26 protein-coding genes are annotated in these 23,426 nt (G+C 60.5%); 16 read left to right on the top strand and 10 right to left on the bottom strand.

From position 1 onward, the window contains the following. Positions 1–62 precede the first annotated feature (62 nt). Positions 63–860 carry an undecaprenyl-diphosphate phosphatase gene (locus GA0061103_RS21685; RefSeq protein ID WP_092714843.1) on the bottom strand — a complete coding sequence of 266 codons (798 nt, stop codon included), beginning with the start codon at positions 858–860 and terminating at the stop codon, positions 63–65. Between the two features lie 150 nt (positions 861–1,010). Between GA0061103_RS21685 and GA0061103_RS21680 the strand changes: the two genes are divergently transcribed. From GA0061103_RS21680 to GA0061103_RS21640, 9 genes are all read left to right on the top strand, one after another. After that, positions 1,011–1,703 carry a glutathione S-transferase family protein gene (locus tag GA0061103_RS21680; protein ID WP_015338534.1) on the top strand — a complete coding sequence of 231 codons (693 nt, stop codon included), beginning with the start codon at positions 1,011–1,013 and terminating at the stop codon, positions 1,701–1,703. 111 nt (positions 1,704–1,814) lie between these two features. After that, positions 1,815–2,972 (top strand): tRNA epoxyqueuosine(34) reductase QueG, encoded by a 1,158-nt coding sequence (gene queG, locus GA0061103_RS21675; protein WP_092714841.1) that lies wholly within the window; start codon positions 1,815–1,817, stop codon positions 2,970–2,972. Further along, complete coding sequence (locus GA0061103_RS21670; RefSeq protein ID WP_092715187.1) at positions 2,972–3,844, top strand: SDR family oxidoreductase; 873 nt, start codon at positions 2,972–2,974, stop codon at positions 3,842–3,844. The genes queG and GA0061103_RS21670 overlap by 1 nt, the downstream gene beginning before the upstream one ends. Before the next feature lie 397 nt (positions 3,845–4,241). Next, complete coding sequence (locus GA0061103_RS21665) at positions 4,242–4,610, top strand: septal ring lytic transglycosylase RlpA family protein (RefSeq protein WP_069611070.1); 369 nt, start codon at positions 4,242–4,244, stop codon at positions 4,608–4,610. Positions 4,611–4,818: 208 nt separating this feature from the next. Next, entirely contained in the window at positions 4,819–6,108 is a 1,290-nt protein-coding gene (locus tag GA0061103_RS21660) for an RsmB/NOP family class I SAM-dependent RNA methyltransferase (RefSeq protein WP_092714839.1), read from the top strand. 310 nt (positions 6,109–6,418) lie between these two features. Next, on the top strand, positions 6,419–7,708 hold the full coding sequence (locus GA0061103_RS21655; RefSeq protein WP_092714837.1) for an imelysin family protein: 1,290 nt from the start codon (positions 6,419–6,421) through the stop codon (positions 7,706–7,708). A 45-nt stretch (positions 7,709–7,753) separates the two neighbouring features. Continuing rightward, the gene (locus tag GA0061103_RS21650; protein WP_092715185.1) at positions 7,754–9,313 is read left to right on the top strand and encodes a di-heme oxidoreductase family protein; all 1,560 of its coding nucleotides are present in this window, start codon (positions 7,754–7,756) and stop codon (positions 9,311–9,313) included. Between the two features lie 113 nt (positions 9,314–9,426). Further along, positions 9,427–10,524, top strand: a complete 1,098-nt coding sequence (locus tag GA0061103_RS21645; protein WP_425349531.1) for an imelysin family protein — start codon at positions 9,427–9,429, stop codon at positions 10,522–10,524. A 5-nt stretch (positions 10,525–10,529) separates the two neighbouring features. Further along, entirely contained in the window at positions 10,530–11,630 is a 1,101-nt protein-coding gene (locus GA0061103_RS21640) for a DUF1513 domain-containing protein (RefSeq protein WP_092714835.1), read from the top strand. A 282-nt stretch (positions 11,631–11,912) separates the two neighbouring features. On the opposite strand, the gene GA0061103_RS21635 is transcribed toward GA0061103_RS21640, so the two are convergent. Next, positions 11,913–12,986 (bottom strand): DUF2252 family protein, encoded by a 1,074-nt coding sequence (locus GA0061103_RS21635; protein WP_092715181.1) that lies wholly within the window; start codon positions 12,984–12,986, stop codon positions 11,913–11,915. 162 nt (positions 12,987–13,148) lie between these two features. On the opposite strand from GA0061103_RS21635, the gene GA0061103_RS21630 reads away from it, so the two are divergent. The 3 genes from GA0061103_RS21630 to guaA all read left to right on the top strand — a co-directional run bounded on the left by GA0061103_RS21630 (position 13,149) and on the right by guaA (position 15,973). Then, the gene (locus GA0061103_RS21630; protein WP_075856633.1) at positions 13,149–13,610 is read left to right on the top strand and encodes a PaaI family thioesterase; all 462 of its coding nucleotides are present in this window, start codon (positions 13,149–13,151) and stop codon (positions 13,608–13,610) included. After that, the gene (locus tag GA0061103_RS21625) at positions 13,607–14,248 is read left to right on the top strand and encodes a 5'-methylthioadenosine/S-adenosylhomocysteine nucleosidase (RefSeq protein WP_092714833.1); all 642 of its coding nucleotides are present in this window, start codon (positions 13,607–13,609) and stop codon (positions 14,246–14,248) included. Before GA0061103_RS21630 ends, GA0061103_RS21625 begins: the two co-directional genes overlap by 4 nt. 162 nt (positions 14,249–14,410) lie before the next feature. Further along, positions 14,411–15,973, top strand: a complete 1,563-nt coding sequence (guaA, locus tag GA0061103_RS21620; protein ID WP_075856636.1) for a glutamine-hydrolyzing GMP synthase — start codon at positions 14,411–14,413, stop codon at positions 15,971–15,973. On the opposite strand, the gene GA0061103_RS21615 is transcribed toward guaA, so the two are convergent. Genes GA0061103_RS21615 through GA0061103_RS21605 form a run of 3 tightly spaced genes read right to left on the bottom strand, consistent with a single transcriptional unit; the run spans position 15,928 to position 18,171 of the window. Beyond that, the gene (locus GA0061103_RS21615; protein WP_425349527.1) at positions 15,928–16,332 is read right to left on the bottom strand and encodes a CHAD domain-containing protein; all 405 of its coding nucleotides are present in this window, start codon (positions 16,330–16,332) and stop codon (positions 15,928–15,930) included. The genes guaA and GA0061103_RS21615 overlap by 46 nt on opposite strands. Beyond that, positions 16,260–17,210, bottom strand: a complete 951-nt coding sequence (locus GA0061103_RS21610; protein ID WP_208603548.1) for an RNA polymerase sigma factor — start codon at positions 17,208–17,210, stop codon at positions 16,260–16,262. The genes GA0061103_RS21615 and GA0061103_RS21610 overlap by 73 nt, the downstream gene beginning before the upstream one ends. Before the next feature lie 28 nt (positions 17,211–17,238). Continuing rightward, a complete protein-coding gene (locus GA0061103_RS21605) occupies positions 17,239–18,171 on the bottom strand; it encodes an alpha/beta hydrolase (RefSeq protein WP_092714830.1) in 933 nt (310 codons plus the stop codon). Between the two features lie 165 nt (positions 18,172–18,336). On the opposite strand from GA0061103_RS21605, the gene GA0061103_RS35680 reads away from it, so the two are divergent. Beyond that, the gene (locus tag GA0061103_RS35680; RefSeq protein ID WP_425349526.1) at positions 18,337–18,528 is read left to right on the top strand and encodes a hypothetical protein; all 192 of its coding nucleotides are present in this window, start codon (positions 18,337–18,339) and stop codon (positions 18,526–18,528) included. Positions 18,529–18,831: 303 nt separating this feature from the next. Here GA0061103_RS35680 and GA0061103_RS21595 read toward each other — a convergent pair whose 3' ends face one another. Beyond that, entirely contained in the window at positions 18,832–19,272 is a 441-nt protein-coding gene (locus GA0061103_RS21595; protein ID WP_092714826.1) for a lipid-binding SYLF domain-containing protein, read from the bottom strand. A 305-nt stretch (positions 19,273–19,577) separates the two neighbouring features. On the opposite strand from GA0061103_RS21595, the gene mug reads away from it, so the two are divergent. Beyond that, on the top strand, positions 19,578–20,159 hold the full coding sequence (gene mug, locus GA0061103_RS21590) for a G/U mismatch-specific DNA glycosylase (protein WP_092714825.1): 582 nt from the start codon (positions 19,578–19,580) through the stop codon (positions 20,157–20,159). Positions 20,160–20,206: 47 nt separating this feature from the next. Here the strand turns inward: mug and GA0061103_RS21585 are convergent, their stop codons facing one another. Both GA0061103_RS21585 and GA0061103_RS21580 read right to left on the bottom strand, forming a co-directional pair. Continuing rightward, positions 20,207–20,524 carry an alpha/beta hydrolase family protein gene (locus GA0061103_RS21585; protein WP_208603547.1) on the bottom strand — a complete coding sequence of 106 codons (318 nt, stop codon included), beginning with the start codon at positions 20,522–20,524 and terminating at the stop codon, positions 20,207–20,209. Between the two features lie 47 nt (positions 20,525–20,571). Further along, positions 20,572–21,120 carry an NADPH-dependent FMN reductase gene (locus GA0061103_RS21580; protein WP_208603546.1) on the bottom strand — a complete coding sequence of 183 codons (549 nt, stop codon included), beginning with the start codon at positions 21,118–21,120 and terminating at the stop codon, positions 20,572–20,574. 271 nt (positions 21,121–21,391) lie between these two features. Here GA0061103_RS21580 and GA0061103_RS21575 point away from each other — a divergent pair, with 271 nt between their 5' ends. Continuing rightward, positions 21,392–21,766, top strand: a complete 375-nt coding sequence (locus GA0061103_RS21575; RefSeq protein WP_092714821.1) for a DUF4180 domain-containing protein — start codon at positions 21,392–21,394, stop codon at positions 21,764–21,766. Between the two features lie 17 nt (positions 21,767–21,783). Next, positions 21,784–22,335 carry a GNAT family N-acetyltransferase gene (locus GA0061103_RS21570; RefSeq protein ID WP_092714819.1) on the top strand — a complete coding sequence of 184 codons (552 nt, stop codon included), beginning with the start codon at positions 21,784–21,786 and terminating at the stop codon, positions 22,333–22,335. A gap of 36 nt (positions 22,336–22,371) precedes the next feature. Here GA0061103_RS21570 and GA0061103_RS21565 read toward each other — a convergent pair whose 3' ends face one another. Together GA0061103_RS21565 and GA0061103_RS35090 are read right to left on the bottom strand one after the other, a co-directional pair. Continuing rightward, on the bottom strand, positions 22,372–22,935 hold the full coding sequence (locus GA0061103_RS21565; protein ID WP_092714817.1) for a methylated-DNA--[protein]-cysteine S-methyltransferase: 564 nt from the start codon (positions 22,933–22,935) through the stop codon (positions 22,372–22,374). A gap of 139 nt (positions 22,936–23,074) precedes the next feature. Beyond that, positions 23,075–23,212 (bottom strand): hypothetical protein, encoded by a 138-nt coding sequence (locus tag GA0061103_RS35090; RefSeq protein ID WP_162747748.1) that lies wholly within the window; start codon positions 23,210–23,212, stop codon positions 23,075–23,077. Between the last annotated feature and the right edge of the window lie 214 nt (positions 23,213–23,426).

Genomic DNA, 23,426 nt, shown 5'->3' with positions numbered 1-23,426 from the left:
TGAAAAAGGCCGGTTTTCACCGGCCTTCACTTTTTCCTGAATTACAGCACGGACGATCGGACTCAGCCGAAATAGAGTCCGACAAGACCGATCGTGCCGACGGCAATGCGCCACCATGCGAAGGGGGCGTAGCCACGGCGGGATACGAAGTCGAGCAGCGCGCGCACCACGAGCAGCGCCGAGATGAAAGCCATGACGAAGCCGATGACGATCAGCAGCCCTTGGTCCATGCTGAGGTCGTGGCGGCTCTTCCACAAATCCAGCGTGAAGGCACCGACCATTGTCGGCATGGCCAGGAAGAAGGAAAATTCGGCGGCCGAACGCTTGTCGGCGCCGAGCAGCAGAGCACCGACGATGGTGGAACCGGAGCGTGACGTTCCCGGAATCATCGCCAGGCACTGGAAGAAGCCGATCTTGACCGCCATCGGCCAGGAAAATTCATAGGCGCTGGTATATTTCGGCTTGAACTGGATCTTGTCGACAACGAGCAGGACGATGCCGCCGAGAATCAGCGAGATGCAGATGACCTGCGGCGAGTTGAACAGCACGGTCTTGATGAAATCATGTGCCAGCGCGCCGATGACGGCAGCGGGCAGGAAGCCGAACAGGACGGCAAGCACGAAGTGACGGGCCTTGACGCTGACGGGGAGCGCCTTGGCGATCTGGACGAGGCGATTGAAATAGACGAGCAGAATGGCGAGAATCGCGCCGAGCTGGATCAAAACTTCAAAAGTGCCGGCCGACTTGAAGCCGAGAAAATGTCCGAGCAATATCAGATGGCCCGTCGAGGAGACCGGAATGAACTCCGTAAGCCCCTCCACAAGGCCTAAAACCAACGCGATAATAATTTGTTCAGCCATATCGTGTCCTTTGTCTAACGGCAGGGCGGCCCGATTCGCTTGTGCAAACTAGGCCAAGATCCTATAGCTTCAACCGATGACAAATGACTAGGGCCGCAAAATCGCGACCCAAAAGACTCCATAGCATCAATCAGAAACACCCGAGTACCAATGCCGACGCTGTATCATCACCCAATGTCATCTTCCTCCCGGTTCGTTCGTCTGATCCTGACGGAATATGGCTACCAGACGGAGCTGATCGAGGAACAGACCTGGGAAAAGCGACGCGATTTCCTGGCGCTGAACCCCGCCGGCACGCTGCCCGTCTATGTCGATGACAGCATGCGGGCGCTCTGTGGCGCCTCTGTCATTTCCGAATATCTCGACGAGACGCATGGCGTCCTGAAACGCGACCGCCGGCTTCTGGCCGAAGATCCGTTCCAGCGCGCCGAAATCCGCCGGCTGACGGAATGGTTCATGCAAAAGATGGAGCAGGATGTGACGCGGCCGCTGACGCGCGAGCGCGTCTTCAAGCTGCAGATGACCGCTGAACAAGGTGGCGGCGCGCCCGATTCCAAGGTCATGCGCATGGCGCGCGGCAATATCCGCCAGCACATGAAGTATCTCTCCTGGCTCGCCGGTTCGCGGCAGTGGCTGGCCGGCGAGCGGCTGAGCTACGCCGATCTCGCGGCCGCGGCCTCGGTTTCCGTGCTAGACTATCTGGGCGAGATCGACTGGACGGAATCGCCGGTCGCCAAGGAATGGTATCAGCGGCTGAAATCGCGCCCCTCCTTCCGGCCGATCCTGGCGGAACGCGTGCGTGGTGTCACCCCGGTCTCGCACTATGCCGATCTGGATTTCTAGAGCACTTTCGCTTTTCTTCGAACGGCGAAGCGCTCTATCTTTTTTTCACGCAATTCCGGACGGAAAACTGCTAACGCACTTTTCCTGGAATTGCTCTGACGAGGGCTCAATATGCCCGATGATCGCGAAACGGAAAAAGCCGGCAAGCAACGACGTGCGCTGACCGTGTTCCTGCGGGAAGAAGCACGTGCCCAGGGTTTCGATCTCTGTCGCATCACCAGGCCGGACGCCATTCCGGAGGCGGCCATCCGGCTCGGACAGTTTCTCGACAAGGGCCATCACGGCACCATGGGCTGGATGGAGGAAACGCGTGACCGGCGGGGCGATCCGCGCGTGCTCTGGAGCGAGACGCGCTCCATCGCCGTCTTCGGCCTTAATTACTGCCCCGACGAAGATCCGCGCGGCATTCTGGAGAAAAAGGACAAGGCGGCGATCTCCGTCTACGCCCGAAACCGCGACTATCATGATGTCATCAAGGGACGGCTGAAGGAGATTGCTACGCGTTTCGCGGCTCGCTCCAAGGAGGACGTCAAGGTTTTCGTCGATACGGCGCCGGTCATGGAGAAGCCACTGGCGGCAGCGGCTGGCCTCGGTTGGCAGGGCAAGCATACCAATCTCGTCAGCCGCGCCTTCGGCTCCTGGCTCTTTCTCGGCTCGATGTTCACCACGGCCGATCTTGAGCCGGACGAGGCCGAGGTTGATCATTGCGGCTCGTGCAGGGCCTGTCTCGACGCCTGCCCGACCGCTGCCTTCCCAGCCCCCTATCAGCTCGATGCGCGGCGCTGCATCTCCTATCTGACCATCGAGCACAAGGGTCCGATCGATCCTGAGTTCCGGTCGTTGATCGGCAACCGCATCTATGGCTGCGACGACTGTCTTGCTGCCTGCCCCTGGAACAAGTTCGCAAGCACCGCCTCGGAAATGAAGCTGGTGGCACGCGAGGATCTCAAGGAACCGTCGATCGCCTTTCTGCTTGATCTGGACGACGCGGCGTTTCGCACATTCTTCAGCGGTTCGCCGGTCAAGCGCATCGGTCGCGATCGTTTCATCCGCAATGTGCTGATCGCTGCCGGCAATTCGGGCGAGCGCTCCCTTATAGAGAGATGTTGCGAACTGGCTGGAGATCCCTCGCCGGTCGTGCGCGGCATGGCGATCTGGGCGCTGTCACGGCTAATGACGGCTGGCGAGTTCAGCGCATTTGCGGCACAAAGACATGAGGAGGCGGACGAAGAGGTTCGCGCCGAATGGAAACTGGCAGGGGTATTATGATGCATGTGATGATTTTCGGCTGCGGCTATTCCGGAACGGCCATCGCCAAGGCTTTTGCCGGCACAGGCGTTCGTATCACGGGCACGACCCGCTCTGCCGATAAAGCGGAACTCTTGACTAGGGAAGGCATCGAAGCCTTCGTCTTCGACGGCGAGACGCTCGATCCGGCTCTCTCCGAGGCGATGCAAACAGCGACGCATCTGGTGCAATCGATCGCGCCGGGCAAATCGGGCGATCCGCTGCTGCGGCTGGCGCAGCTCAATCTCAAGGCGCTGATGCCGAAGCTGGAATGGGGCTGCTATCTCTCGACCGTCGGCGTCTATGGCGACCACAAGGGCGCCTGGGTCAGCGAACAGACATCACTGCATCCGATCGCCGATCGTTCCGTCGAGCGCGTCGAAGCGGAAGACGGCTGGCTGCGCGTCGGCGTAAGGCTTGATCTTCCCGTCGCCGTTCTCAGGCTCTCCGGTATTTATGGTCCAGGCCGCAATGCCTTCTGCAATCTGGAAAAGGGTACAGCGCGACGGCTCATCAAGGCGAACCAGGTGTTCAACCGCATCCGCGTCGAGGATATCGGCGCCTGCGCCCGCTTCCTGTCCGATCGCAAGCTTGGCGGCATATATAATGTCACCGACGACGAGCCTGCGCCGCCGCAGGATGTCGTTGCCGAAGCTGCGCGGCTGATGGGTGTCGAGCCGCCGCCGGAACAGCCCTTCGAAACGGCCGAACTGACGCCGATGGCACGCTCCTTCTACGGCGAGAACAAGCGCGTTTCGAACGCGAAGCTGCGGGCGCTCGGCTTTCCCTTTCGCTACCCTGAGTATCGTCTGTCGCTCGCCGAACTCTGGTCCTCGGGGCACTGGCGCGGCTGAGAAACCGCTTGATACGTCGCGCGAAATCGCACGAAAATTCCTACTTAGCCGGCTGGCCTAGTTCAATTTACTCCGCATTTAAGGTTAACGACCTCTAAATTGGCCCAAATGCGGCAGCGATTATGGCAAAGGCAGAAAATTATTTTTCCGATTTTCGTGATCCCCGGCGTCGGCGCGTCGGCGCGAGAAAATTCATTCCATTTTTAACTGATTTTATTAGGTTTTTTCCACAATCAAGCAAATCCGCTGATTAGTCATAGTATTTGCCTGGTATCACAAATGTTACATCATGTAACATTCCGTGATCACCGCTGGCACTTTTTCGCCATTTTTGGCCTGATTTAAGCCCCGCCGCCTACCCAAGGCGCAAGTTCAATAGCTTGAGGGAAAAATCGGTTTGAAGAAAATCGCACGTTCTTTGGCAATCGCCGCAACTATATCCGCCTCCATTGCTGTCGTTTCGACACCGGCATTTGCATCCGCTGGCTGCGGAGGCGCTTCATGGTACGGGGGAAGCTCCCGAACTGCTTCCGGGGAACGTATGAGTTCCAGAAATCTTACTGCAGCCCACCGCTCGCTCGCCTTCGGCACGCGTCTCAGGGTCACCAACAAGCACAATGGCCGCAGCGTCGTCGTCCGTATCAACGACCGTGGGCCTTTCATTCGCGGACGTGTTCTCGATCTCTCCCGCGCAGCTGCTCAGAACATCGGCATGGTCGCTTCGGGTACCGCCAAGGTCTGTTACGAGGTCGTCGCCTCGAAGTAATCGCCGAGAGCCGTAACCATCCGGCATATCGGCATGACGCTTGCTCTCTCGGCCAATCGCGGCTACCACGCGATTGAGACGTCTCAAAATCCGCCGCCTTGGGCACTATTTACGGGGATTGGCGAGCCGTCAGCGATTTTTGGTAGGGCGCAGAGTCCCAAGATGAGCTCCAACGGGTTCCGGGATATGCGCGAGCAGGAGAGTGTGAATGCGTCTGGGCGGCCGATTGCAGGGGGCCATCGAAGTTCTTGCCGATATCGAAGCGCGCAAGCGACCGGTGGCCGATGCCCTGAAGGATTGGGGTCTTGCCCATCGCTTCGCCGGCTCCGGCGACAGGGCCGCGATCGGCAACATCGTCTATGACGCCCTGCGCATGCGGCTTTCGCATGCCTGGCTGATGGAAGACGACAGCGCGTCCGCGCTTGCCCATGCCGTACTCTTCCGCCAATGGGGCCTGACGCCGGAGGCGCTGGCTGCCGAGCTGGACGGCGACAAATTCGCACCCGAGGCGCCAAGCGCCGAAACACTGGCCGCTTTTGGAGCCCGCAAACTCGAAGATGCCCCTCTCCATATCCAGGGCGATATTCCCGAATGGGTCGCGCCCTCCTTCAGCCAAGCCTTCGGCGACAGTTGGCTCTCGGAAGCGCAAGCTCTTTCCGAACGTCCGACGCTCGACCTTCGCGCCAATGCGCTGAAGGCCGACCGCGCCAAAGTCGTGAAGGCGCTGGAGCGCGCCGGCGGGCAGGCATCAAAAATCGCACGGTTCTGCATCCGCATTCCTGCCGGCGAAGGCGCGTCCCGCCTGCCGAACGTCACGGCCGAGCTCTCCTTCCAGAAGGGCTGGTTCGAGGTGCAGGATGAAGGCTCGCAGATCGTTGCCGATCTGGTTCTGCCTGAAGAAGGCGACCAGGTGCTCGATTATTGCGCCGGCGGTGGCGGCAAGACGCTCGCCATGTCGGCCGCGATGCACAACAAGGGCCAGGTCCATGCCTATGACAGCGACCGGCGGCGGCTGGCGCCGATCATCGAACGGCTGAAGCGGGCCGGCACCCGCAATGTCCAAGTCCATGACGAGCGCAATGGCCTGCTCCAGCTGCGCGGCAAGTTCGACAAGGTTCTGGTCGACGCTCCCTGCACCGGCACCGGCACTTGGCGGCGCCGCCCCGATACCAAGTGGCGGCTGACGCAGAAGAACCTCGACGAACGCACCAGCCAGCAACAGGAAGCCCTTGCCCAGGCCGGCGAGTTCGTCCGCCCCGGCGGCGCGCTGCTCTATGTCACCTGCTCGGTGCTGCCGGAGGAGAATGAGGCGCAGGTGAACCGTTTCGCCGCCCAGAATCCGGATTTCGAAGTAGTGGAAACCCTGAGCTCCTGGGGGAAGCTGTTCGGCAAGGATGCCCCGCTGCCCCGCTCCTCGGATGGCAAGACCATTACGCTGACGCCAGCCACCACAGATACCGACGGCTTCTTCTTTAGCCGCCTGCAACGGAAGATGTGAGCTGAACTTCATTCGCTGGCGGCGGAATCAGCGCTCCAGAAATGACCGATGCGGTCCGGTGCGATCGAGCTGGCGATCATGGCTAACCGGTCTTACTGCCATCACCCTCCTTCGACTGCCCTGCCAACACCTTGCCAGGCAGCTTACATCCGCGCGTTTGCAGGTGAATCCGTTTCACTCGCAGCGCCTGGCTCCGCTCTCCCCCGACTTAAAATTATTCTAAACTAGAGCGTTTGACACAAGTTTGTTTTTCATACATGACACAAATTGCCAAGTTTTGACGGTGCCCCCGCTGTCACAGGAGAGGAACATGAAACTGAAAAACAGAATTGGCGCCGCGCTCGCGGTGGCCGTTGTCACGACCGCCGCATTCAGCCTGCCGGCTCTCGCAGCCGCTCCCGAGCCGGCGGCCGTTCTCAAGCATTATGCGGAACTGGCACATGCCAAATATCAGGACTCGCTGACGACGGCGAAGGCACTCGACAAGGCGATTGACGCCCTCATCGCCAATCCAAGCGACAAGACGCTGAAGGCGGCGCGTGCGGCCTGGATCAAGGCCCGTGTTCCCTATGCGCAGACGGAAGCCTATCGCTTCGGCAACCCGATCGTTGACGACTGGGAAGGCAAGGTCAATTCCTGGCCGCTGGACGAAGGCCTGATCGACTATGTCGACGCCTCCTACGGCACCGAAAGCGACGAGAACGCGCTCTATGTCGCCAATGTCATCGCCAACAAGACGATCAAGATCAACGGCAAGGATGTCGACGCCTCGCACCTGACGCCGGAATTCCTCTCGGGCACGCTGCATCAGGCCGGCGGTGTCGAGGCTAACGTCGCGACAGGCTACCACGCCATCGAATTCCTGCTCTGGGGCCAGGATCTGCATGGCACCGGACCGGGCGCCGGCGAACGCCCTGCTACCGACTACGATCTGAAGAATTGCACTCACGGCAATTGTGACCGCCGTGCCGAATATCTGAAGTCCGCCTCGACGCTGCTCGTTTCCGATTTGCAGGACATGACCGACAAGTGGGCGCCGGAAGGCGAAGCGACCAAGCATGTCGAAGCCGATCCGAAGGCCGGCCTTACCGCTATCCTGACCGGCATGGGTTCGCTCTCCTATGGTGAGCTTGCAGGCGAGCGCATGAAGCTCGGCCTGCTGCTGCACGATCCGGAAGAAGAACAGGATTGCTTCTCCGATAACACCTACAACGAGCACAATGGCGACGCAGTCGGCATCGCTGCGGCCTACACCGGCAACTATACCCGCGTCGACGGCACCAAGATGAAGGGTCCGTCACTCCACGATCTGGTCAAGGCCAAGGATCCGGCGCTCGACAAGGAGATGGAAGGCAAGCTCGACACCACGCTTGCTGCCATGAAGGCGCTGGTGCATCGCGGCGAGACGGTCGAGAAGTACGACCAGATGATCGGCGAGGGCAACAAGGAAGGCAACGCCACCGTACAGAAGGCCATCGACGGCCTGCTCGACCAGACGAAGAGCATCCAGCGCGTCATCGCCGCTCTCGATCTTGGCACGATCAAGCTCGAAGGTTCGGACAGCCTGGACAACCCGAACGCCGTCTTCACCAAGAAGTAATAGGGGATGGCGGCAGCGCAACAAGGCGCTGCCGCCGCGATACCCATGACACGCATCCCGGCCAATCGCGCCTTTTTGCCCGCTCTTGCCGCGGGTTTTTTGGTTTTCTCCATCACCCTGGCCGGCGCCGACATTCTGAACTTTCCGGCCACGCGCACCGATCTTCCCGCCGATCAGCTGAACCGCGTCCGCGATGTGACCCGCGCAACCAGCAATTTCCTGAAGGCGGAACCTTATGAGACGATGCAGGGCGGTGCGCTGACATCGATCGACAAGGTCACGCGCGATATCTTCTCCCAGCCCTCGGCCAAATTGGACCAGGAGCAAGGGCAGGATTTTCATCTGGGTAACGCGCTCTTTCGCAAGCTTTGGGTTTCCGCCCCCTCCTCCACCCAGGCCTCCGATGGGCTGGGGCCGCTGTTCAATGCTCGCTCCTGCCAGAGCTGCCATATCCGCGACGGACGCGGTCATCCGCCTGAAGAAGCGGGAGCTGCCGCAACCTCGATGGTCCTGCGCCTTGCACGGTCGGCGGTGACGCCGGAAGAGGAGCAGGCCGTCAAGGATTTTCACGCGCTCAATTTCGCGGATTCCACCTATGGGGCGCAGCTGCAGGATCTTGCCGTTCCCGGCCTTGCCGCCGAAGGCAAGGTAACCGTCAGTTATAGCGAGGAGACGGTGACGCTTGCCGGCGGGGAAACTGTGACCCTGCGCAAGCCGCATTATGGCGTCAGCGATCTCGCCTACGGGCCGATGGATTCAGGCACCACGCTTTCGCCGCGCATCGCGCCGCCGATGATCGGCCTCGGTCTGATCGAAGCCATTCCGGATGCCGATATTCTCGCCAATGCCGACCCGGACGACAAGAAAGGCACCGGCATTCGTGGCCGCCCCGCCATCGTCCGCGATCACCGTACGGGTGAGATCGCGCTCGGCCGCTTCGGCTGGAAGGCCCAGAATGCGACCGTGCGCGACCAGGCGGCCGATGCCTTTTCCGCCGATATCGGCATCTCGACGCCGGACCGGCCCAATCCGTACGGCGACTGCACGCCCAAGGAAGCCCGCTGCCTGACCATGCCGAATGGCGTGCAGAAGCGCCTGGGCGACACAGAGGCGCCGGACCCTGTGCTCCCTCTCGTCACCTTCTATTCCGAAAATCTTGCCGTGCCCGCCCGCCGCATGACGAGTGAGCCTGCCGTGCTGCACGGCAAGGAGATGTTCTACCGCTCCGGCTGCGCTGCCTGTCACACGCCGAAATTCGTGACGCGCGACGGCCTGAAGGGTAGCGACGGCAAGGATTCGCCGCAGGCTTTTCAGCTGATCTGGCCCTATTCCGATTTCCTGCTGCACGACATGGGCGATGGCCTTTCGGATGGGCAGCAGGTGGGCGTGGCATCCGGTCGCGATTGGCGCACGCCGCCGCTCTGGGGTATAGGCCTGACACAGACGGTCAGCGGCCGGCAGGCCTATCTGCATGACGGTCGCGCCGGCACCTTGACCGAAGCCATCCTCTGGCATGGAGGAGAGGCGGAAAAAGCCCGCAATGCATTCGCCGGTCTTTCGAAGGATGATCGGCAAGCCCTCATCAACTTTCTGGAGTCACTTTGATGCGCCACTGGAAAAGCCCGGAGCATTTCTGCTTTGAACGGAGCCACGGAAATGCTCCGTCCCGTTGTTTTCACGCAATTCCGGACGCAAAACCGCTGCGCACTTTTGCTGGAATTGCTCTGGCCGCCAGCCTTGTCTTGACCGTGGCGGCCCTGCCCGCCCATGCCGAGGATGTGAGGACCAATGGCGCCGGCCTGAACGAGGCGGCGGTGCCAGCGACCCTGCAGAAGGCGGTGGATGACGTGATCCGCCCCGGCTACCGCGCCATGCACGATTCCGCCTCGAAGCTGACGGCGGCGATGAAGGCGCTTTGCGCCGACCCCAGCGCCACGACGCTTTCCGACGCCAAATCGGCCTTCGGCGATACGGTGAAGAGCTGGTCGCACATCGAGATCGTCGACACCGGTCCGATCATCGACAAGAACCGCTTCGAGCACATCCTCTTCTATCCCGACCGCAAGGGCGTCGGCCTCAAGCAGGTGCAGGCGCTGATCGCCAAGGCCGACGAACATGATACGACCGTCGAAGCCGTCGCCGGCAAGAGCGTGGCGCTGATGAGCATGACGGCGCTGGAATATGTGCTCTTCGGCAACGGCTCCGACGTTCTCGGCAAGGACAAGCAGAGCTTCCGCTGCCGCTATGGCGCGGCTGTCGCCGGCAATATCGAAAACACCGCCAAGGAAATCGCCGACGAATGGGATGCACCCGACGGCGTGCAGAAATCCTGGAAGTTTCCGGGCAAGACCAGCGACGATTTCATGGACAACAAGGAGGCCGTCACCGCGCTGCTCGGCATCCTTGTCCATAGCGCCGCGAATATGCGCGACCAGCGGCTGGAAACCTTCTACAAGGGCGACCCGACAGCGGCGCGGCCGAAGATGGCGATCTACTGGCGCTCGGCCAACACCTGGACGTCGTTCACCGGCAATGTCGAGGGTATCAAGATGCTGTGGGAGAAGGCAGACATGGCAAGCCTGCTGCCATCAGACAAGCGTGATGTCGCCACCAAGATCGACAGGCTGCTGAACGAGCTGGCAACCACTGCGCCAACGATCAACACGGATATCGAGGCCGCCATCGGCAACGATGCGGAACGCGCCAAGATCGACAAGCTGCTTTCCGTCAGCCGCGACCTCGCCACCAGCTTCAGCGACCAGTACGGCGGCGCGATCGGCCTTTCGGCCGGCTTCTCCTTCGCGGACGGGGACTAAGCACCATGCGCAGCGGCCTGATCGATCGGAGAGCTTTCGTCAAAGCCGCGGGGCTGACCTTCCTGGCAGCCCTGAAGCCCGGTGCCCTGATGGCGCTGGAGCGGGCCGATGCGGTCTATGCCTCGGGCATCCGCGCTGCCGACGGCTCCTTCGCCGTGGCGACGATGACAGAACAGGGCCGTATCGTCGATCAAGTGGCGCTGCCCGCCCGCGCCCATGGCATGGCCTTCTCAAAGGCAACAGGCAAAACTGTCGCCTTCGCGCGCCGGCCCGGCACCTATGCGATGATCTTCGACCCCTGGAACAAGACCGAGCCCATCGTCATATCGGCCAGAGAAGGCCGACATTTCTACGGGCACGGCACATTTTCGCCCGATGGCAGGCTGCTCTATGCCAGCGAGAACGATTTCGACGGCAATCGCGGCATCATCGGGCTCTACGATGCCGGCAACCGCTTTACCCGCATCGGCGAATACGACACCTATGGCGTCGGCCCGCACGACATGACGGTTTCCGACGACGGCCGGTTCCTGATCGTCGCCAATGGCGGCATCGAGACCCATCCGGATTTCGGCCGCACCAAGCTCAATCTCGATCACATGGAACCGTCGCTGACGCTGATCGATGCGGCAAGCGGCCAGCTGCTCGAAAAGCATACGCTGCCGGCGCAATATGCCCAGGTCTCCACACGGCATGTCGATATCGACGCCAGCGGCCGCGTCTGGTTCGCCTGCCAATACGAAGGTCACCGCAACGACCTGCCGCCGCTTGTCGGCCATTTCGCCAAAGGCGAGGACCTTATCTTTGTCACCCTGCCCGACGACACGACCCGGGCGCTCGGCAACTACGTCGGCGCCATCGCCGTCAATCGCGCCGAAAATCTTGTCGGCGTGACATCGCCGATCGAAGGGACTTCGGTGACGCTGGATGCAAAGACTGGCAAGGTGCTGAAGGTGGAAAGCGTCGCCGATGCGGCCGGCATCGCGCCAGCCCGGCATGGCTTTGCCGTTTCCTCCTATGATGGAAATTTCCTGGGAGAGCACAGCGATGTCGCCTGGGACCAGCACATCGTGCGGATCAAGCGGCCTGTGGCTCGGCAAGGATAGTGTTCTTGCCAAACATGGAAGAGAATTGGGTTTAGCTGACTTCCGATACCCCCCTCTGTCCCTTTCGGGACATCTCCCCCACAAGGGGGGAGATTGGTAATCCGTGGCACCTGCTCGCCTTAAACAAATCTTGTGTCCGCTGACTCAAAGCTTGATGCTGACCGATATACGGCAGCACGCTTCAAACGATCTCCTCCCTTGTGGGGGAGATGTCACGAAAGTGACAGAGGGGGGTACCGCACTCTCCGCTAACTCACACTCTAGGTCGATCGCAACACCCCATCACCGCCGAGCAAATTCCGCCTGTTCTGCCGTGACCGCTGCGGCCGCCACCTTGGCGGCCAGGCGCAGCCAATCGGCACCACGCGCATCGAGATCAGCCAAAATGCCTGATACGAGCGAGGCATCGTTGGCATGGCAATTGGCGATCTCGAAGCCCATCAGCTCAAGCATGTCAGGCGACAGCAGCACCTCGGCATCGCCGTCGACTTCGATCTTGCGGCTGTTCGGCGACAGACGGCGCACCAGCAGGCTGCCATCCACCTGATAGCGCGGATCGGCTGAGCGCGCCCGTCCCCCGGCGATAATGCCGGTGCGGATCGTCTTGTCCGACGGATCGTGCTTGAGTGACCAACCGGATTGCAGCAATGCCTTGACCTCGCGCAGGGCCGGGCCGCCGCGCCAATCGACATAGGCGACGAAGCGCGGGCGGCCGAGGCTGCCGGTGCCGGCAAGGCGCGGCTTCGGCTCGAATGCGGTTGCCGGATCGGGCAAGGCCGTTTGCAGCGCCTTGAGGTAACGCTCGGCCACCGGTGCAGTTGCCGGCGGCAGGGTGCGGTATTTCTCCCAGAAGGCCTTGCGCTCGGCATTCTCAAGCAAGACTGCATTGCGCAGCCATTTGTAATCGCGTTCGAGAATGACGGGAGATGGCTCACGCAACCCACGGCGATAGCCGGCGAGAATATTGTCGGCAACAACGCGCAGCGTCGGGCCGTCCTCGCTGCGCGCCAGGATAGCACTCGTGGCAAGGCGTACCAGATCGAGCGCATAGGGCATGACGGCGGCCTCGTCGAAGTCATTAGCGCCCCAGACGAGCCGCCCTTCCTCGTCGCGCCAGGTGCCGAAATTTTCGAGATGCGTATCGCCGATCGCCAAAAGCTGCGGCGCATTCTTAAGCTGAGGGCAGATGTCGAGGATCGTTTCCGCCCAGCGCCAATAGGTTCCGCGCAGGAAGGAGAAGCTGTCGGCCTTCATCAGCTTGTGCTTCTTTGTCAGCCCCACTTCCACCAGATCGGCGCCAAGCTGCGCTCGCATCCAGGTCTCATAGGCCGCTACCGATTGCTGGATCGTCGTCATCTGCGCCCTCACCACAAGCTTCATCGCTTCGGATAGCATGGCGATTCGATCGTGGAAATTCGATGTCGGGAGCGCAGGCCGGGACGCCTCCGCTTTTCCACCGGATTACCCTTGTCCAAACCGCCTCTCCGTGCCAATTTCGCACCCGCGAAAGGGGACGGCATGACAGGGGCAGACGAGACGGGGACCAGCGGCGATTTTCGGACCCGCATCAGGACCAGCTTCGAGCGGCAGGCGGCCATGGCAACGATCGGCGCGGAGCTGACGCGCGTCGAGCACGGCACGGTCGAGATCGAGTTGCCCTTCGATATCAAGCTGACGCAACAGCATGGCATATTGCACGCCGGCATCATCGCTGCCGCGCTGGATTCGGCCTGCGGCTTTGCCGCCTACAGCGTCATCGATCCCTCTGCATCGATCCTCACGATCGAATTCAAGATCAATCTGATGTCGCCGGGGCGCGGCGAGCGCTTCCTGTTTCGCGGCGATGTCACCAAGCCCGGCACGACGATCATCGTCGCAGACGGGCGCGGCTATGCCATCGGCGACGGGCCGGCCAAGCTGATTGCTTCGATGACGGGAACGATGATGGTCATCCGGGGCAGAGAGGGAATTAGCGGATGAAATTCGAATTGAAGCGGGTATCGGGCAAATCGATCCTGTTCGTGATGGCCGCCGAGGCCGAATATGGACCTTTCCTGCGCTCGCGCATCGATCCGCTGATGACGGGCGTCGGCCCTGTCGAGGCGGCAATCGCGCTCACCCGCGCCTTCGCCCATCTTGAATCCCAGGGCGATCTTCCAGATCTCGTGGTGTCGCTCGGCTCGGCCGGCTCCGCCAAGCTGGAGCAGACGGAAGTCTATCAGGTCACCTCGGTTTCCTACCGCGACATGGATGCATCGCCGCTCGGCTTCGAAAAGGGCCGCACCCCCTTCCTCGATCTGCCGGCAACCATCGATCTGCCGCTGCGCATCCCGACCATTGCCGAGGGCAGCCTTTCGACGGGCGCCAACATCGTTTCCGGCACGGATGCCTATCAGCGCATCGGCACCGATATGGTCGACATGGAAACCTTCGCGGTGCTGCGCGCCTGCCAGACTTACGGCCTGCCGCTCATCGGCCTGCGCGGGATTTCCGACGGCCAGGTCGAGCTGCAGCGCATTTCCGACTGGACGGAATATCTGCACGTGATCGACCGCAAACTCTCCTATGCTGTCGACGGCCTGTTTACCGCGCTGGAAGACGGCGTATTCTGGTTCTGATCGGCCGAAAGCCACCGGCACAATTCCAGGAAACGTGTAGAGCGGTTTTTCGTCCGGAATTGCGCAAAAAGACACGGAATGTAGGACAATCGGGACAATAAAATCGGCTTGCGCTTGATTTGCCCGATTGCCAGGGAAAGCGCTTTTCATTAAAGGCTCGCCATGACCCAGACAGCACATCCAGACACCGTTCTCATCGTCGATTTTGGCAGCCAGGTGACGCAGCTCATTGCGCGGCGTGTGCGCGAAGCAGGCGTCTACTGCGAAATCGTTCCCTTCCAATCCGCCGAAGCCGGCTTCAAGCGACTGCAGCCGAAGGCCGTGATCCTCTCCGGCAGCCCGGCCTCGACCGTGGACGAAGGTTCGCCGCGAGCGCCTCAGATCATCTTCGACAGCGGTATCCCGGTCTTTGGCATCTGCTACGGCCAGCAGACCATGTGCATGCAGCTCGGCGGCAAGGTCGAAAGCGGCCATCACCGCGAATTCGGCCGCGCCTTCCTCGAAGTCGACAAGGATTGCGCCCTTTTCGAAGGACTTTGGTCGAACGGTTCGCGCCATCAGGTCTGGATGAGCCACGGCGACCGCGTTACCGCGCTGCCTGATGGCTTCGAAGTGGTTGCCACCTCCTCGAACGCGCCTTACGCCTTCATCGCCGACGAAAAGCGCAAGTACTACGGCGTGCAGTTCCACCCGGAAGTCGTGCATACGCCCGACGGTGCCAAGCTGATCGGCAACTTCATTCACAACATCGCCGGCATCAAGGGCGACTGGTCGATGTCGGCCTATCGCGCCAAGGCGGTACAGGCAATCCGCGACCAGGTCGGCGACAAGCGCGTCATCTGCGCGCTGTCCGGCGGCGTCGATTCCTCCGTTGCCGCGCTTTTGATCCACGAGGCCGTCGGCGACCAGCTGACCTGCATCCTCGTCGACCACGGCCTGATGCGCAAGGACGAGGCGGCAAACGTCGTCGCCATGTTCCGCGAGCACTACAATCTGCATCTCCTGCATGTCGACGCTTCCGACCGTTTCATCGGCGAGCTGGAGGGTGTTTCCGACCCCGAGACGAAGCGCAAGATCATCGGCCGTCTGTTCATCGAAACCTTCGAGGAAGAGGCCAAGAAGCTTGGCGGCGCCGATTTCCTCGGCCAGGGCACGCTCTATCCCGACGTCATCGAGAGCGTTTCCTTCACCGGCGGCCCCTCGGTCACCATCAAGTCGCACCACAATGTCGGCGGTCTGCCGGAGCGCATGAAGATGCAGCTCGTCGAGCCTCTGCGCGAACTCTTCAAGGACGAAGTGCGCGCGCTCGGCAAGGAGCTCGGCCTGCCCGACAGCTTCATCGGCCGCCATCCCTTCCCAGGTCCCGGCCTTGCCATTCGCTGCCCGGGCGGCATCACCCGCGAGAAGCTGGAAATTCTGCGTGAAGCTGATGCCATATATCTCGACGAGATTCGCAAGGCCGGCCTCTATGACGCCATCTGGCAAGCATTCGCCGTGCTGCTGCCGGTCCAGACCGTCGGCGTCATGGGTGACGGCCGCACCTACGAATTCGTCTGTGCGCTGCGCGCCGTCACCTCCGTCGACGGCATGACGGCGGATTTCTATCACTACGACATGGAATTCCTCGGCCGCGCCGCGACCCGCATCATCAACGAAGTGCGCGGCATCAACCGAGTGGTCTACGACGTCACGTCGAAGCCGCCCGGCACGATCGAGTGGGAGTAAAGGGTGTGGGATACCGTAGAGAGCTCTCGAGGGAAACAGCCTAGGAGAAATAGGGGGCTACCCTGAAGCTCCTCCATTGAGGAGATGAAACGCGTATGTCTCCGCACACCATGCGTGTCGTCAAACAGCGACGCGAAGAACTCGGCGGCATAGCGAAGTTTCTTGGCCTCCTTGCGGACTTGGTAGCGGTGTTCATCGTCGACCTCCGCCAGGGCGTGGCCATGCTTCGTCAAGGACTTCGAGGCCACTATCGCTACCACCGAGACTTTTCTCAGCGCCGCCTCCGTCATCCTCCTCCCAAGATGACCGGCTCGGTTGTGAGTTTTAAGTTGGAGTCCGCGCTGTCTCCGATGACCCACGGGCAGGCATAATAGTCTTCGATGCGATCGATAACACCGTCGGCGACATGGACTCGAACCGGCCACGCGACCTGCCACTGGACGCCTTGTTGGAAGAGCACGAGCAGGACAGGCTCTCCGTCGATCGTCCCGAACTCCATGGTCCACGTTTCTGGATTTCGCTCGTATTCGAAGAAATAGGGGGAGCTTCTGAGTAGGCCGTCGAAGCAGTCGGCGACCCGCAACCGAGCATCGGCGCTGGTGAGCCCCCTCACGCCATCCCAGTCATGACGGTTGAAGAGGTCAACATAGCGCTGCAAGAGCCGCGCAGTGTCGGGATCAAGCGGGGGACGGCTCAGTTCGCCGATTGGTTCCGCGGGCAAGTCGGCGAGCTTCGCCCGTCCACGGGAAAGCGCGGATTTAACGCCGCCAACCGACGAGTCCACGAGTTCTGCGGTCTCTTCCAGCGAATAGTCGAATACATCCTTTAGGAGGACGCAGGCGCGCTCTTTGGGCGGCAGGCTGCCAACCAGCCGTTCGATGGCGCGACGTGCATCGGCCCCCGCCGGCTCCGCAGTGACGACGCCGATGTCGTCTGAATAGACGCTCTCCGCGTGCTTGCGCGCTTCGCGGCGCCTCAGAAAATCTATGCAGCGATTGTGAGCGATGCGAAATAGCCAGGGTTTCAGCCTGCCGGGGTCGTCGAGGGTCTCGATCTTCGTGTAGGCCTCGAATAGCGTCTCCTGCATGAGGTCCTCACCGTCGAGCCGTGAGCCGGTCATCCGGGCGCAGTAGCGATGCAGTTGGGCTCGGGCGTCTGACACAGTCTCGAGGAAAGCTCGATACCGCGCGTCGAATAGACCGGTTGGTCGCTCAGTCATGTTCTTCACCTGCCACATATTGCATCATTGAGGACAAGGGTAGCCGTCATGCGACTACCTGACTTTCACCGCAGGTCGACGCGGTTCCGGTCAGGCCGAGCTTCGGGCGGACCCATTGTGCAAACCGCTCGATCGCCTCATCGGCTTCGGGCGCACGGCCAGCCATCATCTGGAATGAATGCAGCATCCCCGGAAACACGTCTAGGCGCACCTCGACGCCGGCGGCCTTTGCATGGTCGGCGAGCACCCGGCTGTCGTCGAGCAGCGTTTCGTCTCCGCCCACTTGCAGATTGATCGGTGGCAAGCCTGTGAGATCGGCGAAGATCGGGCTCGCGAACGGATTTCGGGCATCGGCCTCTCCGAGAACCAGCGATGCCAGCATATCTACTGATGCCTTCTGGAAGAAGGCATCCTTCTCGCGGTTAGTTTCGTAGGAGGTTCCACCCGCCGACAGATCATGCCAGCCGGAAATACTGAGGAGCGCAGCTGGCAGCGGACGTCCCGCATCACGGAGTTTGATTGCCGCCGCAACGATCAGACCCGCGCCAGCAGAGTCCCCTGCGCCAATTGTATGATCCGTCGCGATGCCCTGCTCAGCCAGCCACTCGAACGCGTTCACGGCCTGTTCGATCTGGCGCGGGAACTTGCTCTGAAACGAGTAGTCGTAAGTGGCGAGCAGAGCGTAACAGCCAATGGCCTTGGCGAGGTGTCCGACCATCTTGCGATGGGTCCAGATCGATCCGCCGACATAGCCACCACCGTGCAGGTAAAGCATGACCCGATCTTTAGCTGCCAGCTTTGGCTGAACCCACAGCGCGGTCTTGTCGCCGAGCTTCGTCTCGACGTAATCGACGCCGCCCGGTTCTGTCGTTAAAACAGACCACTCGGAGGCGTCCTGCGGGGACTCCCGACCGCTGCGCCAAGCCTCCGCGAGCGTTTCGTAGTGTATCTTGTTTGCCAAGCTCTGCTTGCTACTCATTGTCACGCTCCAATTCGTCAGCAGGGCGATATTGCCCGTCAATAGCTAAGACGAACGATCGCGCCGAAAGGATACGTCGCCCCATGCTCCCACCGAAACTGCCGCATTCTTACCTTTCGGTGCCAAACAACAGCTCAAGCAAGTTGGACGGTTTGATGCGATTGCATGTTAACCTCACCCGTCATTGTCTCTCATGATCAAGATGAACGCGAGGCCTCCGACAAGACCGGTGACGATGCCGATCGGCATGTCCTCGGAGGCCATGATCAGGCGCGCGATGACATCGGCCCAGATGAGCGCCAGAACACCGATCAGAGCGCTGAGCTGACGGTACTTTTAAGCGTGTTCGCACTTTGAATGTCAGGCTTAGAATGACGTGCCGAGAGCCGATAGTCGTCGATAGATGGCCTGCGGAGGTTGGCCGAAATTCTTCAGTGAAATCAGAACTATGGATTTTTGACGGTTTCTCGATCTGTAGTATTTGGATGGAGAAGTATTATTCTCAACGAATTCAAATGCTTGATATGGCTCTGAACGATCGGATGGGAATAAGAAGGGCAATCGCTCCTCTTGGTAGTTTTTCTTGAAAAAACGAAGGCCTGATCGCCAATCCAGCAAATCAGGCCTTCAGGCAATAATCATGAGGGCGCAATTGCGCCCTTACTTCACCGTGATGCTCAAGCCGCTGATATCGGCGTTGACCTGCAGGCCGACCTGCCTGCCCGTGAGTTCGAGCTGGGCGCCCTTGTCATTGGTCATAACGATCATCTGAGCACCCTTGCCGATCGCGCCGCCGCCGCCGGCGGCACCGTAGACGCCGCCAACATCCCGGGCGCGGCGAATATTGCGCACGGTGCCCTGGAAATAGGTTTTGGAGGCGCCAAAGGCGAGGCCGCCCGAGATGCCGCCGATGGAGATCGGATATTTGCGACCATGGAAGGTCAGCGTGCCCTCACCTCCCGACCCACCAACGAAGAAAGCCGCCTTGTAGACGGAGAAGCGGATTGTGCCGCTGTCTGCATGCGCGGCGCCGGCGAAACCAATCCCCGCGGCAGCAATAGCGGCAACTGCGACCGAACGAAATCCAGATGAAATATTCATATTAAGACACTCCTCAAAAGCGCCGCTTACCCAGCCGGCCGGTCACGACGTCAGCGTCGTGTCAAAGTTAGAGATAAACGGTCTCGCACGACCTTTAGTTCCAAAACACATTAAAACAAAGCGTTAGGACCTATCCCCATCGCGGCGAATGGCAGGGTCTATTTCCAACGCAATTGCCTGGTTATAAGGCTTCATGGGCTGCTTCATCAACGAAGTCCGCAACAAGTCGCACGATCTATCGGCTAGGATGACGGGACGCGGCTTTCCGCACCGCCTTCGCCTCCTCTCGCGCACGGACGTTTAATATGCAGGACGATACCCCGGCCGAAGGGCTGAGTGATCCGATAGAGAACACGGCACCGGCGGCTGGGCTTGCCGAAATCCTGGCACCGCACCTTTCCGTGGTCTTCTGCGGATTGAATCCTGCGCTTACCGCACATCGCGACGGGCATAACTTTTCCAACCGCAGCAACCGCTTCTGGCGGGTATTGCACCTTGCCGGCTTTACCCCCCGCCTGCTGCGGGCGGAGGAAGAGCGCGAGATGCTGCAATATGGCCTCGGCCTGACATCGGCGGTCTCCCGCCCGACGAAAAGCGCCAGCGAGCTGAAGAAGAGCGATTACATCGCCGCCGCTCCCGTGCTCGAAGAGAAAATCAGGAGGCTTGCGCCGGCAAATCTGGCATTTCTCGGCAAAGCGGCCTATGCGGCTATCAGCCTGCGGGCCGATATCGAATGGGGCAGGCAACCGGAAGCATTTGCCGGCACCTCGATCTGGGTCCTGCCCAATCCGAGCGGCCTCAACCGGGCTTTCGACCTGGCGAAACTGACGGAACATTATCGCGAGGTAAAGCTGGCGGTTGAGGGCGAAAGGGTTCTCATCAAATAGTGGGCGCTTCCCGGTCGGCGATCACTCAAGCCGAACTGCCGGCGCGATCAGTCATCCTTTTGCGGATCGAGCACGCCGATCGTGTGCAACCCCTGTTCCGCCAGCGCCGGCCAGTGACTGATGGGAAACTTTGTGGGACGAAGGCCGAAAGCGTGGCCGTCTTGCACATATAGATGCATTTCCGTGGGGACGCCGGCTTTCTGCAATGCGATAAAATAGGCGAGCGATTGCTCCACACCATCGACATGGTCGTCTTCGGCCTGCAACAGGTTGGTGAAGTGGAGCATTAATTCATATCGATGAACGAAATCAACTCGCTTTGGATGATGATCGATTGTAGTTTTATCGTGGCTCCAATCCGTCATGTTTCATCGATATGATCGGGAAGATCGATGCCGCAAGGATTGCGTGCTCAGAGGCGACCCAACTCGCCAAAGGCCTGTTCAAGCATCGGTCGCCCATCGGCAAACTCCGTCGTCGGGTCCACCTCGCCGGCATTCGCTTCGATGCGGCTGCGCGACAGGGTAAAGCCGGGCATGGTTTCGGTGGGTTTCATCTTCAATCCGGTCAATACCTGATGAAGCTGGGCGGCGCATTTGTTGCCGCCGTGGCCGCCATAGGTGACGATCATGGCCGGCTTGCCTGCCCATTCCCGATAGAGATGATCGAGCGCGTTCTTCAATACGGCCGGATAGCCCCAATTGTATTGCGGGCTGACGAAGACGAAGGCATCGCCGCTTGTGATCTTTTCGCTCCAGGCCTTGGTGAGATCGGTGTGATAATCACCTGTGGCCGGGATTGCGGGTTCGGCGTCCATCGGCAGGGGCCAGTCACGCAAATCGACGATCTCGAATTCGGCCGACAGGAGCTCGCGCCCGACCGCGGTCACCCATTCGGCAACGGCGGGGCATATACGGTTCGGCCTGACACTGCCGACGATAACGAGGATTCTGGATGGCATAACGTTCGCTCCATATATGTGCATAATACACTTAATTGAAGCCAGCCCAGCTTGTAAAGGTGCAAAATACACATTTTGGCGATGAAAGGCCGAAGGGGCGACCTGGTCGCGGTGCTACGCCTCTCCCGCAACAGGCTTCCAACCTCGGCGGAGCCCAGGGATTGCATCTGGTGGGCCTAGGAACGCCATGCGCTACATGATAGCTGTCCTCACCATTCCTATGGATTGATGGCGAAAGCGATACTTCAACAGCAGGCAAAGTCGAACCAGCATGTACACAGTCCAAGAATTCTCCGGCCGAAAAGTCGTCATCGGTAACGACAACGGTCCGCTCCTCGCCAGCGAAACGGAGGTGAATGATTGGATCAGCGCTGCATGGGACACTGAAGCCCAGCTGGTGGTCGTTCCGACATCCCGGCTGAGCGAGGAGTTTTTCCAGCTCTCAACCCGCATCGCCGGCGCGATCATCCAGAAATTCGTCAATTATCGTTCGCAGCTCGTCATCGTCGGCGACATCTCCGGATGGATCGCGGACAGTAATGCCCTGCGCGATTTCGTGTATGAATCCAATAGGGGTCGTGAAGTCTGGTTCCTGCCCGATCTGGATGCGCTTGCGGAGCGCCTGCAGCACGGCGCCCAAAGCTAAATCAAAGGTCTGCCTTTATGGAAGTAGCGCTTTTCCCTCCGCGACTGGAAACCGAACGGCTTGTCCTAACGGGACACACGCTCGATGACTTCGAGCCGCTTGCGGGCATGTGGAGCGATCCTCTGGTCGTGAGGCATATTTTCGGCAATGTGGTCTCCACTTCCAGGGAGTCATGGATGCGGATGCTGTCCTATCATGGTCTCTGGCCGCTGCTCGGACACGGCTATTGGGCAATCCGCGAGAAATCCTCCGGCCGCTATGTCGGCGATCTCGGCTTTGCCGATTTTCACAGGGTGATGGAACCGCCGATCAGGGGTATTCCGGAGGCCGGCTGGGCACTGGCGGCATGGGCGCATGGCAGGGGCTTTGCCACGGAGGCACTGGCGGCGGCCGTCGCCTGGCTCGACCAGCAGCCACGATTTGATCGCAGCGTCTGCCTGATCTCGCCCGACAATGCGGCCTCGATCCGTGTTGCCGAAAAGGCGGGCTATGGCGATCCGAAGCCGATGCGCCTCAATGACAAGCAGACGCTGTTGTTTTCGCGCGCCCGCCAGGGGCCGAAGGAATAGGACGAGCAGCTTTAGCCGTACACCCGATCGTCCGGCTCAAAACGCCAGCGATTGCTGGACCGGCTTAGGCGGCGCCAGCTGGACGCCTTCCAGCTCCAGCATGCGAGCCTTGGAATTGGAGCCGCCCGGCGCGGAAAAGCCGCCGATCTTGCCGCCTGCGGCCAGGACGCGGTGGCAGGGGATGATCAGCGCCACCGGGTTCTTCGCCATGGCCTGCCCGACATCGCGCGCGGCTTCCGGCCCTGCGCCAAGCTGCTTGGCCAGCGCCCCGTAGGTGGTGGTGTGGCCCCAGCCGACCTGCCGGGCCGCATCGTAGATCTGCTTGAAGAAAGCATCCTGCTCGCCGAGGTCGAGCGCGACGTCGGAAAAGTCGATCTCCTCACCGGCGAAATAGCGCTTCACCTTGGCGACCGCCTCAGTGACCTGCGAGGTCGGCGTGCCGGGCTGCGCATTCGGCAAGCGGCGCAGAAGCAGGCGCTCAGTCGCGCCGGCATCCTTGGTCGGCAATTGAAAGCGCAGCACGCCGACATCGTTCCAGGCGATGCCGCAGAAGCCGCCAGCGGTTTCGAAGATCAGGTAATTCTGCCTTGCCTCGTTCATGACGAAAGCTCCCGTGTTTCCACTTGTCATGAAAATCGTCCTCGGGAGCCTCGAATTCAACCCGATTCTTGCAAAGATCGAGAATTGCCACCGTTTTAGCGGCGATGGAGCGGCTTCAGGGCGATTGCGAGCTGAAAGATCAATATCCGCCGCCAGTCGGAGGCGCGTTCAGCGTCATGCCGCCGCCGGAATTGTGATCGCCCGAGGTGGAGCAGGCGGAAATGCCGAGCCCGATGAGGGCGAAGAGGACGACTGAAAAGATAGCTTTGGTCAACATGGACGTCATTCCTTGTTTGAGAGAACGGAAGCGAGCCTCGCTTGGAATGAACAGATCAGGCCTGCCTTTTATTCGATCGCATTTTGAAATGAGGGATACGGCCTTTTGGAATCTTGAACTCACTATATGTTCTCGTTTTGTTCTTGATTGGCCGTTCGCAATGCATTACGATGCCGCGGTCAAAAAAGAGGAGGCAAAGCAACGCGGCTTTGAT

Origin of the sequence: Martinezella multihospitum (assembly GCF_900094585.1) — a bacterium.
GTDB classification, from domain to species: domain Bacteria; phylum Pseudomonadota; class Alphaproteobacteria; order Rhizobiales; family Rhizobiaceae; genus Rhizobium; species Rhizobium multihospitium.
The sequence above is the reverse complement of the archived record's forward strand: the minus strand, read 5'-3'. Positions and strand labels throughout refer to the sequence as shown.

Excerpts from the sequence above, each read along its gene's own strand:
- GA0061103_RS21680 (WP_015338534.1), top strand. The coding sequence starts at position 1,011 with ATGCCGACGCTGTATCATCACCCAATGTCATCTTCCTCCCGGTTCGTT.
- GA0061103_RS35090 (WP_162747748.1), bottom strand. The coding sequence starts at position 23,212 with ATGTTGACCAAAGCTATCTTTTCAGTCGTCCTCTTCGCCCTCATCGGG.
- GA0061103_RS21625 (WP_092714833.1), top strand. The coding sequence starts at position 13,607 with ATGAAATTCGAATTGAAGCGGGTATCGGGCAAATCGATCCTGTTCGTG.
- mug (WP_092714825.1), top strand. The coding sequence starts at position 19,578 with ATGCAGGACGATACCCCGGCCGAAGGGCTGAGTGATCCGATAGAGAAC.
- GA0061103_RS35680 (WP_425349526.1), top strand. The coding sequence starts at position 18,337 with ATGTTAACCTCACCCGTCATTGTCTCTCATGATCAAGATGAACGCGAG.
- GA0061103_RS21565 (WP_092714817.1), bottom strand. The coding sequence starts at position 22,935 with ATGAACGAGGCAAGGCAGAATTACCTGATCTTCGAAACCGCTGGCGGC.
- GA0061103_RS21640 (WP_092714835.1), top strand. The coding sequence starts at position 10,530 with ATGCGCAGCGGCCTGATCGATCGGAGAGCTTTCGTCAAAGCCGCGGGG.
- GA0061103_RS21585 (WP_208603547.1), bottom strand. The coding sequence starts at position 20,524 with ATGACGGATTGGAGCCACGATAAAACTACAATCGATCATCATCCAAAG.
- GA0061103_RS21580 (WP_208603546.1), bottom strand. The coding sequence starts at position 21,120 with ATGCCATCCAGAATCCTCGTTATCGTCGGCAGTGTCAGGCCGAACCGT.
- GA0061103_RS21605 (WP_092714830.1), bottom strand. The coding sequence starts at position 18,171 with ATGAGTAGCAAGCAGAGCTTGGCAAACAAGATACACTACGAAACGCTC.
- GA0061103_RS21610 (WP_208603548.1), bottom strand. The coding sequence starts at position 17,210 with ATGTGGCAGGTGAAGAACATGACTGAGCGACCAACCGGTCTATTCGAC.
- GA0061103_RS21575 (WP_092714821.1), top strand. The coding sequence starts at position 21,392 with ATGTACACAGTCCAAGAATTCTCCGGCCGAAAAGTCGTCATCGGTAAC.
- GA0061103_RS21635 (WP_092715181.1), bottom strand. The coding sequence starts at position 12,986 with ATGACGACGATCCAGCAATCGGTAGCGGCCTATGAGACCTGGATGCGA.
- GA0061103_RS21570 (WP_092714819.1), top strand. The coding sequence starts at position 21,784 with ATGGAAGTAGCGCTTTTCCCTCCGCGACTGGAAACCGAACGGCTTGTC.
- guaA (WP_075856636.1), top strand. The coding sequence starts at position 14,411 with ATGACCCAGACAGCACATCCAGACACCGTTCTCATCGTCGATTTTGGC.
- GA0061103_RS21630 (WP_075856633.1), top strand. The coding sequence starts at position 13,149 with ATGACAGGGGCAGACGAGACGGGGACCAGCGGCGATTTTCGGACCCGC.
- GA0061103_RS21655 (WP_092714837.1), top strand. The coding sequence starts at position 6,419 with ATGAAACTGAAAAACAGAATTGGCGCCGCGCTCGCGGTGGCCGTTGTC.
- queG (WP_092714841.1), top strand. The coding sequence starts at position 1,815 with ATGCCCGATGATCGCGAAACGGAAAAAGCCGGCAAGCAACGACGTGCG.
- GA0061103_RS21685 (WP_092714843.1), bottom strand. The coding sequence starts at position 860 with ATGGCTGAACAAATTATTATCGCGTTGGTTTTAGGCCTTGTGGAGGGG.
- GA0061103_RS21660 (WP_092714839.1), top strand. The coding sequence starts at position 4,819 with ATGCGTCTGGGCGGCCGATTGCAGGGGGCCATCGAAGTTCTTGCCGAT.
- GA0061103_RS21595 (WP_092714826.1), bottom strand. The coding sequence starts at position 19,272 with ATGAATATTTCATCTGGATTTCGTTCGGTCGCAGTTGCCGCTATTGCT.
- GA0061103_RS21650 (WP_092715185.1), top strand. The coding sequence starts at position 7,754 with ATGACACGCATCCCGGCCAATCGCGCCTTTTTGCCCGCTCTTGCCGCG.
- GA0061103_RS21670 (WP_092715187.1), top strand. The coding sequence starts at position 2,972 with ATGCATGTGATGATTTTCGGCTGCGGCTATTCCGGAACGGCCATCGCC.